Below are 15,123 nucleotides of genomic sequence, written 5' to 3' on the forward strand. Positions count from 1 at the left end.
CGGTGAAGCGGCCGAGCAACCGGACTACCGGCAGCCGCAGCCGCGCAGGGCCGCGGCGATCGCGTCCAGGGCCGGTCGCGCGCTGGCGTCGGTGTCCGCCGTCATCAGCGCGAACACCAACACCCGACCGTCCTGGTCGAGGACGACACCGGCGAGGGAGTTCACCCCGGACAGCGTGCCGGTCTTCGCCCGGACCCACCCCTTGCCGGCGGCGGAGTCACCGGTGTCGTAGCGGTCGTCGAGCGTGCCGCTTCCACCGGCGACCGGGAGGCCGCCGAGCAGCGGGCGGAGCTTGGCCGTGCGCGGGTCGCCGGCGGTCCCGGCGGCGACCTCGAGGATCTTGGCGAGCAGGCCGGCCGACACCCGGTTCTCGGTGGACAGCCCGCTGGCGTCGGCCAGCTGGACGCCGGCGAGGTCGAAGCCGTTGGCGGCCAGCACCTCGCGGGTCGCCTCGCTGGCGCCCGCGAACGACGCCTCCTTGCCCGCGGCCCTGGCGACCTCGCGGGCGACGGCCTCGGCGAGCACGTTGTCCGAGGCACGCAGGACGTTGTCGACGAGCTCGACCATCGGCGCCGAGCGGACCTCGGCGAGCACCTTGGCGTCCGACGGCGCGTCCTGCACCGCCTCCGCCGGCACCGTCGCGCCGAGACGGTTGGCGAACTCCTCGGCAAGCGCACGGGCGGGGTTGGCGGTGCGGGACCCGTTCTGCGCCCGGGCGTCGGAGCGGCCGCCGTCGAGCATCGCCGGGACCATCGGGGCGATGTAGCCGGCGCCGATGTCGGCGGGGATCCAGCCGGGTGCGGAGCTCTCCCCGCTGTAGCGGCTGAGGTCGACGCGCACCGACTGGACGGGGACGCCGCTGGCCTTGACCTGGTCGACCAGGTCGCTCAGGTGGGCCGCGCCCGGGTAGACCGACTCCACGCCCTTCTTGAGCGAGGACAGCGTGGGGTCGCCGCCGCCGACGATGACCACCTCGCCGGGCGCGGAGCCCTGGACGACCTTGGTGACCAGCTGTTCGGTGTGGTCCAGGCTGAGCAGCGCGGCCGCGGCGGTGAGGAGCTTGGTGGTGGAGGCCGGGACGAGCGGGGTCTGCGGGTCGCTCTGCCAGAGGGTCTCCCCGGAGGCAGGGTCGACGACCATGCCGGTCAGCGTGCCGAGGGCGGAGGCCGAGCTCGGCCCGGCGAGGGCCGCCTGGACGCCCGCCGCGGTCGGGGCCGGCGCGTCGGCACCAGGCCCGCGCAGACCCGGCGTGAACTCCACCGGTGGCGCCGGCGGCTTGATCGCGACGTCCGACCCGCCGTCGGTGATCCCGAGTCGGTCGGAGAGCCCCGGAACGCCGAACACCACCCCGGCGGCCAGCCCGATCACGGCGACCAGGGCGACGGCCACGACCAGCGGCGTGCGCCGTCGGGCGGGTTTGGGCGTGGTGGGGGTCTCGGGTTCGGCCTTGGCGGGGGCTTTGGCGGGGGCTTTGACGGCTGCTTTGACGGCTGTGGTCGGGGTCTCCGGCGCCGGGCGCTGCTGGGGGCGCTGAGGAGGTGCCTTCTGGTCCCAGAAGGCCGCGCCGACGGCGTTCTGGGGGCGGGCCGGGGGTTGGACGGGGCGCTGGACGACGGTCGGGGGGTCGAGGTTCGGCTTGGGTGCCGGTGGGGGCACCGGCACGCGGACGGTGGCCTCGCCGGCCGGGTCGGCACGGGGACGGTCGCGGCGGACAGTGGCCTCGCCCGGGGTGGCTCCGCGTTGAGTGGTCTGACGCTGGGTGGCCTCGCGCTGGGTGGCCTCGCGCTGGGGCGTCTCACGCGGGGTGGACTTCCCCGGGGTGTCGACGCGCGGGATGGGGTGGCGGATGGTCGGCGGGTCGAGCCGCGAACTGTCGCGGTGGGGTTGGTCGAGGTAGGAGTGCTCGGGTCGGGGGCGCGCCGGGCCGCGATTGTCGCGGGGCTCTTCCGTGCGTGGCCAGAGGGCCTCGCGCCGGTCGGCTGGTGGGGTGCCGCCTGTCTGGTCCCGGGGCGGCTCGGTCGGCGGCTTGCGGTCGGTCCACCACTGGTCGGGTCGCTGTTCGTCCCGCTGAGGCGGCGCCTCGGGCGGGCGGGTGGGTGCCGGGTCGGCAGGCCGCTGCTCGAGCGCGGAGGAACGCTCCCCGGTCGACTCGGGCTCGCGGTCGGCGGGGCGCTGGTCGGACCACCAGTCGCCGGGGTGCTGAGCGGGCGCCTCCTCGGCGGGAGACGAGTCCTCGGGCGAGCGCTCCTGGCTCGGCTCGCGGCGTGCGGGCGGCTGGTCCGTCCACCACTCGGCAGGGGCCTGAGCAGTCGGCTCCTCGACCGCGGGCGCGCCAGCCGCACGCACACCCTCGGGGGCATCGCTCCGGTCCTGGGTAACCCGATCGGCTGAAGGCTCCTGCTCCGCCTGAGCCCGCTCCGCCGCGGGATGCGAGGCGCTCGTGTCCCGGTCGGCCTCTTCGGCCGAGGGCTGCTGCTCGGCCTGACCAGACGGCTCCGGCCGCGCCCCGCTCTCGTCACGATCGGCCTCACCGACCGGAAGCTGCTCAGCCTGACCAGGCCGCTCCTCCGCTGGGTCCGAGGCCTGCGACGCCTCGCTCGCCTCACCAGCCGGATCCTGCTCAGCCTGACCAGCCGGCTCCTCCCCCGGACCCGAGGACTCCGGCGCCTCGGTCTCGCCACGATCAACGTCACCGACCGAGAGCTGCTGATCCGCGTGACCAGCCGATTCCTCCGCCGAACCCGGGGTCCCGGGCAGCTGGCTGGCCTCCACAGGCTCGGCAGGCTGCTCCTCTGCCGAGTCCGAGGGCTCGGGCAGCTGGCTGGCCTCCACAGGCTCAGCAGGCTGCTCCTCCGCCGAGTCCGAGGGCTCGGGCAGCTGGCGGGCCTCCACAGACTCAGCAGCCTGCTCCTCCGCCGAACCCGAGGCCTCGGGCAACTGGCTGGCCTCCACAGACTCAGCAGCCTGCTCCTCCGCCGAACCCGAGGGCTCGGGCAGCTGGCTGGCCTCCACAGACTCAGCAGGCTCCTCCTCAGCCGAACCCGAGTCCTCGGGCGACTGGCTCACCTCGGCAGGCTGCTCCTCGACCGAGCCCGGGCCCTCAGGCCCCTCGCTCCGCTCCTCGGCAGCACCGTCCTCCGGCGGCTGACCACCCACCTCGACAGGCTGCTGGCCGGCCAGCGACTCGCTCGGCTGTTCCTCGGCCGGACCAGGGGCCTCGGGCTCCTCGCCGGAGTCCGCCCGGCGGCGCTGGTCCTCGGGCGCCGCGGGTTCGGGGGAGGGCGGCTCGCTGGCGGGCCGCTCGTCGGGGTCCGGGGGCGTCGCGGGGGCCTCGGCTCGGGGCGTTGTGGCTCCCCCGCCGGAACGGCCGGGCGGCTCCTCCTCGGCCGCCGGCTGCTCGGTGAACCAGCCGCCATCGCTCTGCTCGTCGGCGGGCGAACCGAACCACTGGACCGCGCCGGGCTGGGCGGGCTTCGTCGTCGAGGCGTCGTCGTCGACGGTTGGCCAGCCATCTCCTGACTGCGACACGTGCCCTCCCCATGGTGGTCCCCTGCGGTGCTTCACACTAATGGCACCGCAGAACGAGCCGATCCGAGCGAGGGGCAGCGTGGAGTTCGACGTAACGATCGAGATCCCCAAGGGCGAGCGCAACAAGTACGAGATGGACCACGTGACCGGTCGCATCCGGCTGGACCGGACCCTCTTCACGGCCACCCAGTACCCGGCCGACTACGGATTCGTGGAGAACACCCTCGGCGAGGACGGCGACCCGCTCGACGCGCTCGTCCTCGTGCAGGAGCCGACGTTCCCCGGCTGCCTGATCAAGTCCCGGGCGATCGGCATGTTCCGCATGACCGACGAGAAGGGCGGCGACGACAAGGTCCTGTGCGTCCCCGCCGAGGACCCGCGCACCGAGCACCTGCGCGACATCCACCACCTGGCCGAGTACCACCGGCTCGAGATCCAGCACTTCTTCGAGGTCTACAAGGACCTCGAGCCGGGCAAGAGCGTCGAGGGCGCGACCTGGGTCGGCCGCACCGAGGCCGAGGCCGAGATCATCCGCTCCTACCAGCGGCTCAAGGACTCCGGCCAGGACCACTGACCCTCGAACGAAGGCGAGCCCCGCACACCCTGTTCGGATGTGCGGGGCTCTCACCTCCCCCGATCTCGGCTAGTGCACGACGGCCGGAGTCGCCGTGGCCGCGTCGTCGTCGTCGGCCACCCGCTGGATGCCCGACTTGTCCGACAGCGGGACCTCCCGGAGGAACCAGGCCAGCGCGAACGCGACCAGCGTCACGAACCCGCCGACCAGGAACACCGTGTCGATCGACTCGGCGAAACCGGTCAGCACCGGGCGGGCCAGCGTGGGGTCGATCGCGTTGAGGAACTCGGTGTTGTTCAGGTCCAGCTCACCGCTCTGCAGGCGCGCGGCGAAGTCCGGGTTCTGCTGCAGGGCGGCGAGGAACGCCGGGTCCTGCCGGACGCTCGCGAAGGCATCCGCGATCCGGCTGCCGACCACACTGAACAGGATCGACAGGAACACCGCGGTACCGACCGTGCCGCCGATGGAGCGGAAGAACGTCGCCGACGAGGTGGCGACGCCCATGTCCCTGGCCGGCACGTCGTTCTGGATGGCCAGGATCAGCGTCTGCATGCACAGCCCGAGCCCGAGCCCGGCCAGGCCCATGACCAGCATCGTCTGCCACATCGGGGTGTCCACGCCGATCTGGGCGAACAGGAACATCGACACCGACACGAAGCCCAACCCCATGATCGGGAACCGCTTGTAGCGTCCGGTCTTCGAGATCAGGATGCCGCTGCCCATCGACGCGACGAGGATGCCCGCCGTCATCGGCAGGGTCAGCAGACCCGACTCGGTCGGCGACGCGCCCTTGACGATCTGCAGGTACAGCGGGAGCGACATCATCATGCCGAACATCCCGATACCCATGATGAAGTTGACGATGTTGGTCAGCGAGAACACCGGCCGGCGGAACAACCGCAGCGGGAGCAGCGCCTCGTCCCTCATCACGCGCTCCACCAGCACGAACGCGATGATGCCGAGGACACCGACCACGTACATGGTGATCGCGGCGGTCGAGTTCCAGCCCCACTCGCGGCCCTGCTCGGCGACGATCAGCAGCGGCACGAGCGCGACGGTCAACGCAGCGGCCCCCCAGTAGTCCACGCGGTGGTTGACCCTGCGGTGCGGCACGTTGAGGAACCTGGCGACCACGAACAGCGCGATGACGCCGATGGGCACGTTCACCAGGAACACCCAGCGCCACCCGTCGATGCCGAGGAAGGTGCCGGCACCGGCGAAGAAGCCGCCGACCACCGGTCCGGCCACACTGGACACTCCCCAGATGCCCATGAAGTAGCCCTGGTACCGGCTGCGTTCCCGCGGCGACACGAGGTCGGCGATGATCGCGAGCGCCAGCGACATCAGGCCACCGGCGCCGAGCCCCTGCACCGCGCGGAACGCGGCGAGCTCGTACATCGAGTTCGCGAACCCGGACAGGACGGAGCCCACGAGGAACAGCGTGATGGCGGCCAGGTACATCGGCTTGCGACCGAGGATGTCGGACAGCTTGCCGTAGAGCGGCGTGGAGATCGTCGAGGTGATCAGGTACGCGGTGGTCACCCAGGCCTGGATGGTCTGGCCGTGCAACTCGTCGGCGATGGTCTTGGTCGCGGAGGCCATGATGGTCATGTCCAGCGCGGCCAGGAGCATGCCGAGCATGAGCCCGGCGAGCACCGTCATGATCTCCCGGTGCGACAGTGCGTTCCGTCCCCCCGCAGACGGACTCTCCACCTCGGGCACAGCGCGCGAGGTTGGTTCGGACATCAGTTCTCCCCTTCGGAACGCGCGGTCGCGCATTCGCTGATCAGCATCGGCAAGGCGCGTTCGTGGTCAGCCACGAAACGCTCGAGCAACTCCAGGAATCGGGACACGTCCTCGGGTTCCCACTGACGAACCACCCTGGCCAGCGCGAGCCCTAGCCGCCTGCGCTGTTCCTCGAGCAGTTCCAGGCCCGTCTCGGTCGGCGCCAGCACGCTGGCGCGGCCGTCCTCCGGGTCCGCCCGACGCTCCACCAGACCGTCGCGAACGAGCGTCGCGACCTGCCTGGAGACCGTCGAGGGGTCGGAGTGGACCGCGACGGCGAGCTCGCTCGACCGGCACGGGCCCAGTGCGACCATGTGCTTGAGCAGGACGATCGTCGAACGGTCGACGCCCGTCTTGCTCATCCGGTGCGCCAGGCTCGCCTGCTGTTTGCCGAGCCCGAACATGGCACCGGCCAACCGGCGACCGACCTCGGTGTCGGCGTCGGTCAGCTCGGCGGCCGGCGCTCCGGATCCCCCTGCGACCACGACTGCACTCCCCAATTTGCTTGCATCATCCAACTAGTTGCTCGATACAAGCATCGCACTCGCCAGCTTCCGTAGCAACTGAATAATCTGTGACACGAGTCCCAGCGCAACCTTTCTGACCTGCGCAAACAGAGAATTTCGGGCATAGCGGACCTCGAGGCGTCACACTCGGTACATGCGACGCCTCGTCTGCGCCCTGCTCGCCGTGGCGGCCGGGGTGCTGGCCACCCCATCGGCCTCGGCCGGCTGGTCCTTAGCCGAGGTCCGCTGTCCCGCGCCCGACCCCGCGGCGCCGAAGCAGCAGCTGCGCGCCGAGTGGGTAGCGAGCGTCAACAACATCGACTGGCCGTCCCGCCCCGGTCTGTCCGCACAGGCCCAGCAGGCGGAGCTGGTCCGCTGGTACGACGAGGCGGTCGAACTGGGGTTGAACGCCGTCGTCGTGCAGGTGCGGCCGACCGCCGACGCGTTCTGGCCCTCCCCGTTCGAGCCGTGGTCGCGCTGGCTGAGCGGGACGCAGGGCGTCGACCCGGGCTACGACCCACTGGCGTTCGCCGTGGCGGAGGCGCACGAGCGCAACCTGGAGTTCCACGCCTGGTTCAACCCGTACCGGGTCTCGATGAACACCGACGTGAACGCTCTGGTGCCGACCCACCCGGCGCGGGTGCACCCGGAGTGGGTGGTCCCGTACGGGGGCCGGCTCTACTACGACCCGGGCATTCCGGCCGTCCGCGAGCACACCATCGACACGATCATGGACGCGGTACGCCGGTACGACGTCGACGCGGTGCACTTCGACGACTACTTCTATCCCTACCCCGTGGCCGGGGAGACGTTCGCCGACGCGGAGACGTTCGCCGAGTACGGGGCGGGGTTCGCCACGGTCGCGGACTGGCGGCGCAACAACATCGACCTGCTCGTCTCCGGGCTGTCGGCCCGGATCCGTTCGGAGAAGCCGTACGTGGGGTTCGGCATCAGCCCGTTCGCCATCTGGCGCAACGCCTCCACCGACCCCACCGGCTCGCCCACCCAGGGTGGCGTCCAGACCTACGACGACCTGTACGCCGACACCCGGAAGTGGGTGCGGATGGAGTGGGTCGACTACATCGCGCCCCAGGTGTACTGGAACATCGGATTCGCGGTGGCCGACTATGCGCGGCTCGTGCCCTGGTGGTCAGAGGTGGTGGCGGGCACGGACGTCGCGTTGTACGTCGGGCAGGCGAACTACAAGGTCGCCGCGCCCGGGCAGGGCCCGCCCTGGCACGACCCCCAGGAGATGAGCCGGCACCTGACGCTGAACCGCGCCTACCCCGAGGTCCGCGGCGACATCTACTTCTCGGCGGTCCAGGTGCGCAGGAACGCCCTGGGGCACATGGACATCGTCCAGGCCGAGCACTACCGGCACCCGGCCGTCGCACCGACCCCCGACCGGCTCGTCGCACCCGGACCGCGACCGCCGGTGGTCACCACGGCTGTCCGCACCGAGGAGGGGGTCCTCCTGCGCTGGGAGGCCACCGACCGCCGAACGCGGGAGTACGCGGTCTACCGGGTCCGCAGCGGCGGTGCCCAGTGCGCGCTGGTCGACGCCCGGCACCGGATCGCCACGCTGCGGGCGGGGGTACGGCCGTCGCTGCTGGACGAGCAGGCGCCGAGCGGGCCGCTGACCTACGTCGTCACCGCGCTCGACCGCGTGCACAACGAGGGCCGGGGCGGTCTGCCCCGGCCCGTCGGCTGAGCTACGCCCACCCCGGCATCGGGTAGGCCGCCAGCAGCTCGGCGACCTCGGCCGCGATCGCGTCGATCGCCGCGTCGTCGCCGTTGTTGGCCGCGGTGACGGTCCGGTCCATCCACTCGGCGATCTGCGGCATCTGGTCGACACCCAGACCGCGGGTGGTGATCGCCGGGGTGCCGAGCCGCAGGCCGGACGGGTCGAACGGCTTGCGCGGGTCGAACGGAACCGTGTTGTAGTTCAGCTCGATGCCCGCGCGGTCCAGCGCCTTGGCGGCGGGCTTGCCGGCGATGCCCTTGCCGGTCACGTCCATCAGGATCAGGTGGTTGTCCGTGCCGCCGGACACCAGGTCGAAGCCGCGGGCGGCCAGCGCCTCGGCCAGCGCCTTGGCGTTGGCGACGACGGCGGCCGCGTAATCACGGAACGAGGGCCGGGCCGCCTCGCCCAGGGCCACCGCGATGGCGGCGGTGGTGTGGTTGTGCGGACCGCCCTGCAGGCCGGGGAAGACGGCCTTGTCCAGGGCCTTGGCGTGCTCGGCGTCGGACAGGAGCATCGCGCCGCGCGGGCCGCGCAGCGTCTTGTGGGTCGTGGTCGAGATGATCTGCGCGTGGCCCACCGGTGAGGGGTGCGCACCCCCCGCGACCAGGCCCGCGATGTGCGCGATGTCGGCCACCAGCACGGCGTCGACCTCACGAGCGATCTCGGCGAACGCCGGGAAGTCGATGGTCCTGGGGATCGCGGTACCCCCGCAGAAGATCATCTTGGGTCGCTCGGCCAGTGCGAGGTCGCGGACCTCGTCCATGTCGATCCGGCCGGTGTCCTTGCGCACGCCGTACTGGACGGCGCGGAACCACTTGCCGGTCGCGGAAACGTTCCAGCCGTGGGTCAGGTGCCCGCCGGCGGGCAGCCCCATGCCCATGACGGTGTCGCCCGGCGACACGAGGGCGAGGTAGATCGCCAGGTTGGCCGGCGAGCCGGAGTAGGGCTGCACGTTGGCGTGGTCGACGCCGAACAGTGCCTTCGCCCGCTCGACGGCCAGCACCTCGACCGGGTCGATGAACTGCTGGCCCTCGTAGTACCGCTTGCCGGCGTAGCCCTCGGAGTACTTGTTGGTCAGCACTGTCCCGGTCGCCTCGAGCACCGCCGTGGAGACGTAGTTCTCCGAGGCGATCAGCCGCACCTTCTCGAACTGGCGCTTCGCCTCGCCCTCGATGAGCTGGGCGAGCTCGGGGTCGGCCTCGGCCAGGTGCGGGATCGCCGGCTGGTGCATCGTGGGTGCCTCCAAGAACGGTGTGACGAGCGACCACCAAGGTTATCCGGCCCGGCCCACGCCCTGCTCCCGCAGGTGACGCGGGCCCCACCCGCACCCGAGCCCGCCTCGCCCCGCGACCCCCGCCACCGTCGGTCCCCACCGATACGCTGGAAACCGGGGGCCGGAGGCCAAGCCGGTCACGACCTCGGCCGGTGGGGGGAACACCAGCGCCGGCTCCGTCCGTTGGTCCGGTCCAGGAACGGCGTGTCACACGTCTCACACCGCTTCAGCCGTGACCAGCCGGCCACCGCCACCAGCGCGACGAGCGCCGCGGCAGCGGCGGCCAGCTCGCCCTCCTCTCCCGTCGCGTCCACGTACACCGCGCGCCACCCCTCCGCCGACGCCCGCAGCCGCGGTGCGACCCCGACCGCCGCCAGCAGCGCGTTCAGCCTCGCCGCGGCGGCGTGCTCGTCGGGCAGGGCGTCGACCACATCGGACAGGGGCGGCCCGGCGAGCAGCCGCTCGGCCGTCGCCAGGGCAGGGTCCAGGGTTCGGAAGGGCGGCACCGCGGCCGGTCTCATACCTCTTCAGTCCGCTACGGACACCCCCATCGACCGGGCGGTGCCGGCGACGATCCGCATCGCCGCCTCGATGTCGGTGGTGTTCAGGTCGGGCAGCTTCCGCTCGGCCACGGCACGCAGCTGGGCGCAGGTGAGCTGGCCGGCTCCGGTGTGTCCCGGGCGCGCGGATCCCTTGCCGCCCAACGCCTTTCTGATGAGGAACGACGTGGGTGGGGTCTTCAGCCGCAGCTCGAACGTGCGGTCCTCGAACACGGTGATCACGGCCGGCACCAGGTCGCCGCGCTGGCCGGCGGTGCTCGCGTCGTAGGAACGCTTGACCTCCACCAGGTTCACGCCGGTCTGGCCGAGCATCTTGCCGAGGTCCATCATGGGCGCGTCGCCGGCCGGCATCTCGATCGTGACCTGGAAGGCCTGCTTCTTCTTCGGTGGCATGCCGGGGACGCTAGGAATTGACGTTACGTGAAACTCAAGTCGGAAAACCGGTTGCACCGCGTGCTGCACTACCAGGTATGGACCCCCTGCTCGCCGCGTTCCACGCCCAGCTGCGCGACGTCGTGCGGCCGACGCTCGACGGCGGCACGTTCGAGCGGGCGGGCCGGGTGATCCGCTGCCTGAGCCCGGAGGTCGACGGCTGGAACGGCGTGGAGTGGTCCGATCTGGACTCCTCGTCCGCCGACGCGGTGATCGCCGAGCAGATCGAGTACTTCGTCGCCCGCGGGCGGGAGATCGAGTGGAAGTACTACGCCTACGACCAGCCGGCCGACCTGCCCGACCGGTTGCGTGCCGCCGGCCTCGTCCCCGGCGAGGAGGAGGCGTTGATGATCGCCGCGGTCGCCGACGTCCCGGTGGAGACCCCGCTCCCCGAAGGGGTGGAGATCCGCACGGTCGGCTCCGACGCCGAGCTGGACCAGGTGCGCCAGGTCCACGACGAGGTGTTCGGCGGCGACCACTCGGCCATGGTGGCGAGCATGCGCTCCCGGCTGCGCATTAACCCCGAGGCGCTCGCCGCGGTGCTGGCGCTGGCCGACGGCGAGCCGGTCTGCGCGGCCCGGGTCGACTTCCACGTGGGTACCGACTTCGCGAGCCTGTGGGGCGGCGGCACGCTTCCCGAGTGGCGCCGGCGGGGCATCTACCGGGCCGTGGTGTCCCACCGCGCCCGTCTCGCCGCCGAACGCGGCTACACCTACCTGCGGACCGACGCCCTGCCGGCCAGCCGTCCGGTGCTGGAGCGCCTCGGGTTCCGGCAGCTCACCACGACTGTCCCGTTCACGCCCGCCTGACCCGGCACCCGCCGAGTCGGTGGACCACCCCGTCCCCCTCGGTGATGGTCTTCGTCAGGGGTCACAGCGCCTCGAGCACCGCCTCGATCAGGGCGGAGGAGCGGGGGTCGACCATGCCGCCGGGCATCATCCGGTTGACCACGTAGCCGAACGCGAGCCGCCGCGCGGGGTGGGCGAAGCCCACCGAGCCGCCCAGGCCGTAGTGGCCGAACGACCCGATCCCGGCCATCGGGCGCAGCGGTGAGGCCAGCTGGAAACCGAGGCCGAACCGGGTCTCGAACGTGGTGACCAGGTCGCGGCCCTCGGCGTGCGGGGTGGTCGCCGCCTCGAGGGTGGCCGGGGACAGCAGGCGCACGCCGTTCACCTCGCCGATGCACGCCGCGTACATCGTGGACAGCGAGCGGGCGGTCGCCATGCCGTTCAGGGCGGGCAGCTGCGCGGCCCACAGCGCGCGCTCGTTGAACGCCGTGAGGAGCCCGTTCGGCACCAGGAAGGCCCGGTAGGTGAGGGTGGTCGGGTCGGCGAGCAACAGCGCCATCGGATCGGGCGAGCGGGTGGGTTCGGCGGGGATCATCGGCGCCACGCGGTCCATCTCGGACTCCGCGAGTCCGACGTGGAACTCGATGCCGAGCGGGCCGGCGACCTCCCGCGCGAGCAGCTCCCCGGGGGCGTGGCCGGTGATCCTGGTGAGTACCTCGCCGAGGAGCCAGCCGTAGGTGATCGCGTGGTAGCCGTGGGCGGTGCCCGGCTCCCACAGCGGGGCCTGCGCGGCGAGCGCGTCGACCATCGGGGTCCAGGCGAGGAGGTCGGTCATCGGCAGCACCGCGTCGACCGCCGGGAGCCCGGCCTGGTGGGTGAGCAGCCACCGCACCGGGATGTCCTGCTTGCCGGCGGCGGCGAACTCGGGCCAGTACCGGGCGACCGGGGCGTCGAGGTCGAGCTCCCCGCGTTCGGCAAGGCGCAGCGCGCAGATCGCCAGGGCGCCCTTGGTCACCGAGGCGACCATCTGCAGCGTGCGGCGCGTGTAGGGCTCCCCGCCGCGGGTGACGGTGCCGCCGACCAGGTCGACGACCTCCCGGCCGTCGACGTACACGCTGAGGGCCGCGCCGACCTCACCGTGGTTGGCGAAGTTCGCCTCGAACACCTCGCGAACGCGCTCGAACCCGGGCACCACGGTTCCACTGGCCATAGCGAGAGCCTAGGAGCAGGCGCGCTCGACCAGCTCGCGGAGGAGCTCGACGAACTCCTCCGGGGAGAACGCCATGGCGTTCTCCCCAACGGTGATCTCGAACGCGCAGCGGTCGGGCAGGGGTTGGCTCTGGACGTAGGTGAGCACCTGGACGCCGTGCTCCTCCACCATCTCGCGGTTCGCCCGCCGGGCGGCGTAGGGCGGGACCGGCAGGTGGATGTGGAACAGCGGTGTGCGCGGGGGGTCCGGCACCACCGCGGCGGTCCCGTCGGCGGAGATCGCGGCGGCCACGGCCACCGCGTGGTCGCGGAACGCGGGCATGCGGTCGAGCTGCTCGTCGAGCCCGACCAACCCGGCGAGCGCGAGCGGCCAGGCATCCGGGACGGCGCCGCCGAGTCGTTGCCGCCAGACCTCGGCCTCCGCGATCAGGTCGTCCTCGCCGGCGAGCAGACCGCCCCGGATGCCTTCGAGTCCCTTGTAGAGAGAGACGTAGACGGTGTCGAACAGGCCGGCGATCTCGGCGTGGGGCCGGTCGTAGAAGGGTTGCGCCTCCCAGAGACGGGCGCCGTCGAGGTGGGTCGCCGCCCCGTGCCGACGGGCCCAGTCGAGCTGGGCGGTGAGGTCGTCCCAGGCGGGGAGGTCGCCGCCGATCTCCCGCTGGGGCAGCTCGAGCAGCAGCGTGCCCGGCCGCTCGCCGACCGCGGTGAGGTCCTCGAGCGTGAGCAGCCGGTGCGCGTCCCCGACGGGCACGTACCGCAATCCGTGGACGACGGCGTAGCCGCGCTGCTCCCACAGGTCGAGGTGGTTCGTCCGGTGAGCGGTGAAGGCCGGGCGGCCGGTCCGTTCGGCGTGGATGCGCAGCGCGACCTGCTGGGCCATCGTGCCGGTGGGGAAGAAGAGCGCCCGCGGCTTGCCGAGCAGCTCGGCGACGCGCTGTTCCAGCTCCGCCACGGGCTCGGTCACGGTGGTGTCCGCGGACACGCGGTCGAGCATCCGGCGGAGCATGACCTCCGGGCGCCTGCGCAGCGGGGAGTGGTTGACCAGGGACCGTCGGAAATCCATGCGCCGAGTCTGCCTTCCGCCGGGCGCGTCGCGGTCAGCCGGCCCGTTCGGTCAGTTCGGCGAGGATGTCGACAGTTCGCGCCTGTTCGTCGGTGGTTCCGAAGGGCGCGGCCATGAGCTCGGTGACCCCGGCGTCGCGGAGCTGGGCGAGCGAGCGTGCCACCTCGGTCTCGGTGCCGACGATCGCGACGTCCTGCGGTCCGGTCGCGCCCTCCCGGTCGAGGGTCGCCCGGTACTCGGGCACCTGCGCGGCGAGCGCGAACCGTTCGGCGATGCGGGCGCGGACGTCCTCGGCCATGTCGGTCACGCACACCGGCAGGCCGGCGACGACCCGGGGTGCCGGCCGCCCGGCCGCCGCCCTGGTGATCGCCGGGACGATGTGCTCGCCCAGGGTTCTCGGTCCCGTCATCCAGGTGACGGTCCCGTCCGCCAGTTCGCCCGCCAGGCGCACCATCCGTGGCCCCATCGCCGCGACCAGCACCGGCGGTGCCGGCACGCCGCCGGCGGCGGCCACCGCACCCACCGCGGTCAGGGTCTCCCCGCGGTGGTCGACCGTGTCGCCGCGGAGAAGTGGCCCGAGCACCGTCAGGTACTCGCGCATGCGCCGCACGGGCCGGTCGGCAGGCAGGCCGAACATCCCCGACACCATCGCGCCGATGCCCGCGCCGATCCCGAGCGTCAGCCGTCCCGCGACCGCTGCCTGCACGGTGAGCGCCTGGGCGGCAAGCACCATCGGGTGCCGCTGGGGAACGGGAACCACCGCCGTGCCCACGGCGACGTCGACGCCGGCGGTCCCCGCCACGGCGATCGCGGTGAGCGCGTCCCAGCCCAGTGCCTGGCTCGACCAGGCCGTGGCGAACCCGGCGTCGGCCGCCACCCGTACCTGGTCGACGACGCCGCCCAGCGTGACCGGACCACGCACCTCGCCCACGGCCATCCCGATCCGCATCCTTCGTCTCCCTGCCTCAAGTGGGGCACTACCCCCGTTTATTGTCGACTAAGATATGGGGGCTGTACCCCACTTAGCAAGAAGGTGTTCCGATGGCAGAACCCCGACGGCGGGCGGATGCCCGCCGCAACCGGGACAAGCTGGTGGCCGCGGCCGGCGCGGTGGTGGCGGAGTCCGGCGCCGGGGCGTCGCTGGAGGAGATCGCCCGCCGGGCGGGGGTCGGGTCGGCAACGCTGCACCGGCACTTTTCCAGCAGGGCGGAGCTGCTGGAGGCGGTGCTACGGGATCGCGTGCAGGCGCTGTGCGACCAAGCGGAGGAGCTACTGACGGCGGGGAGCGCCGGGGCGGCCCTGGCGACGTGGCTGGGCGACGTCGTAGCGCACGCGGCCACCGCCCGCGGCCTCGGCCCCGCCCTGACCGGCTACGACTCCGAGTTCTCGCCGCACAAGATGATCCGGACGGCGGCGGGGCGACTCCTCGCCCGAGCGCGGGAAGAAGGCTCGGTCAATCCCAACGCCACAGTGGACGACGTCCTACAGCTCGCCAACGGCATATCGCTGACCACCGAGTCACTACCCGACCCGGCGACCCGAGCGGCCGACCTGCTGGCGCTCGCTGTTGACGGACTCCTGCTGCCCAGTGGACGTGAATCGGGCCCTGACGTGCGCTAGTGTCCTGAGTCGGTAGTTCGTTGGCAGTTGTAGGGTGTGGC

The 15,123-nt window shown here is 72.2% G+C and carries 13 protein-coding genes; 4 read left to right on the forward strand and 9 right to left on the reverse strand.

The window, feature by feature from the left end; all coding sequences use genetic code 11:
- Positions 1–24: 24 nt before the first annotated feature.
- Complete coding sequence (dacB, locus tag BU204_RS38665) at positions 25–3,528, reverse strand: D-alanyl-D-alanine carboxypeptidase/D-alanyl-D-alanine endopeptidase (RefSeq protein WP_158073560.1); 3,504 nt, start codon at positions 3,526–3,528, stop codon at positions 25–27.
- A 79-nt stretch (positions 3,529–3,607) separates the two neighbouring features.
- Between dacB and BU204_RS35025 the strand changes: the two genes are divergently transcribed.
- On the forward strand, positions 3,608–4,102 hold the full coding sequence (locus tag BU204_RS35025) for an inorganic diphosphatase (RefSeq protein ID WP_075130120.1): 495 nt from the start codon (positions 3,608–3,610) through the stop codon (positions 4,100–4,102).
- 69 nt (positions 4,103–4,171) lie between these two features.
- On the opposite strand, the gene BU204_RS35030 is transcribed toward BU204_RS35025, so the two are convergent.
- Positions 4,172–5,848, reverse strand: coding sequence for an MDR family MFS transporter (locus BU204_RS35030; protein WP_083661907.1), 1,677 nt, complete (start codon positions 5,846–5,848; stop codon positions 4,172–4,174).
- Complete coding sequence (locus BU204_RS35035; RefSeq protein ID WP_075130109.1) at positions 5,848–6,372, reverse strand: MarR family winged helix-turn-helix transcriptional regulator; 525 nt, start codon at positions 6,370–6,372, stop codon at positions 5,848–5,850. The genes BU204_RS35030 and BU204_RS35035 overlap by 1 nt, the downstream gene beginning before the upstream one ends.
- A gap of 175 nt (positions 6,373–6,547) precedes the next feature.
- On the opposite strand from BU204_RS35035, the gene BU204_RS35040 reads away from it, so the two are divergent.
- The gene (locus BU204_RS35040; RefSeq protein WP_075130110.1) at positions 6,548–8,104 is read left to right on the forward strand and encodes a glycoside hydrolase family 10 protein; all 1,557 of its coding nucleotides are present in this window, start codon (positions 6,548–6,550) and stop codon (positions 8,102–8,104) included.
- 1 nt (position 8,105) lies between these two features.
- Here BU204_RS35040 and glyA read toward each other — a convergent pair whose 3' ends face one another.
- The 3 genes from glyA to BU204_RS35055 all read right to left on the reverse strand — a co-directional run bounded on the left by glyA (position 8,106) and on the right by BU204_RS35055 (position 10,363).
- Positions 8,106–9,368, reverse strand: a complete 1,263-nt coding sequence (gene glyA, locus BU204_RS35045) for a serine hydroxymethyltransferase (RefSeq protein ID WP_075130111.1) — start codon at positions 9,366–9,368, stop codon at positions 8,106–8,108.
- A gap of 179 nt (positions 9,369–9,547) precedes the next feature.
- On the reverse strand, positions 9,548–9,931 hold the full coding sequence (locus BU204_RS35050) for a CGNR zinc finger domain-containing protein (protein WP_075130112.1): 384 nt from the start codon (positions 9,929–9,931) through the stop codon (positions 9,548–9,550).
- A 6-nt stretch (positions 9,932–9,937) separates the two neighbouring features.
- Complete coding sequence (locus tag BU204_RS35055; RefSeq protein WP_075130113.1) at positions 9,938–10,363, reverse strand: uL11 family ribosomal protein; 426 nt, start codon at positions 10,361–10,363, stop codon at positions 9,938–9,940.
- 77 nt (positions 10,364–10,440) lie between these two features.
- Here BU204_RS35055 and BU204_RS35060 point away from each other — a divergent pair, with 77 nt between their 5' ends.
- Complete coding sequence (locus BU204_RS35060; RefSeq protein ID WP_075130114.1) at positions 10,441–11,211, forward strand: GNAT family N-acetyltransferase; 771 nt, start codon at positions 10,441–10,443, stop codon at positions 11,209–11,211.
- Positions 11,212–11,272: 61 nt separating this feature from the next.
- Here the strand turns inward: BU204_RS35060 and BU204_RS35065 are convergent, their stop codons facing one another.
- The 3 genes from BU204_RS35065 to BU204_RS35075 are packed head-to-tail and all read right to left on the reverse strand — an operon-like array spanning position 11,273 to position 14,411.
- The gene (locus BU204_RS35065; protein ID WP_075130115.1) at positions 11,273–12,400 is read right to left on the reverse strand and encodes a serine hydrolase domain-containing protein; all 1,128 of its coding nucleotides are present in this window, start codon (positions 12,398–12,400) and stop codon (positions 11,273–11,275) included.
- Positions 12,401–12,409: 9 nt separating this feature from the next.
- The gene (locus tag BU204_RS35070) at positions 12,410–13,462 is read right to left on the reverse strand and encodes a threonine aldolase family protein (RefSeq protein WP_075130116.1); all 1,053 of its coding nucleotides are present in this window, start codon (positions 13,460–13,462) and stop codon (positions 12,410–12,412) included.
- 34 nt (positions 13,463–13,496) lie between these two features.
- Entirely contained in the window at positions 13,497–14,411 is a 915-nt protein-coding gene (locus tag BU204_RS35075) for a TIGR03564 family F420-dependent LLM class oxidoreductase (RefSeq protein WP_075130117.1), read from the reverse strand.
- Positions 14,412–14,503: 92 nt separating this feature from the next.
- Between BU204_RS35075 and BU204_RS35080 the strand changes: the two genes are divergently transcribed.
- Complete coding sequence (locus BU204_RS35080; RefSeq protein WP_075130118.1) at positions 14,504–15,082, forward strand: TetR/AcrR family transcriptional regulator; 579 nt, start codon at positions 14,504–14,506, stop codon at positions 15,080–15,082.
- The last annotated feature ends 41 nt before the right edge of the window (positions 15,083–15,123 follow it).

The sequence above is a fragment of the Actinophytocola xanthii genome (assembly GCF_001921205.1).
GTDB lineage: Bacteria > Actinomycetota > Actinomycetes > Mycobacteriales > Pseudonocardiaceae > Actinophytocola > Actinophytocola xanthii.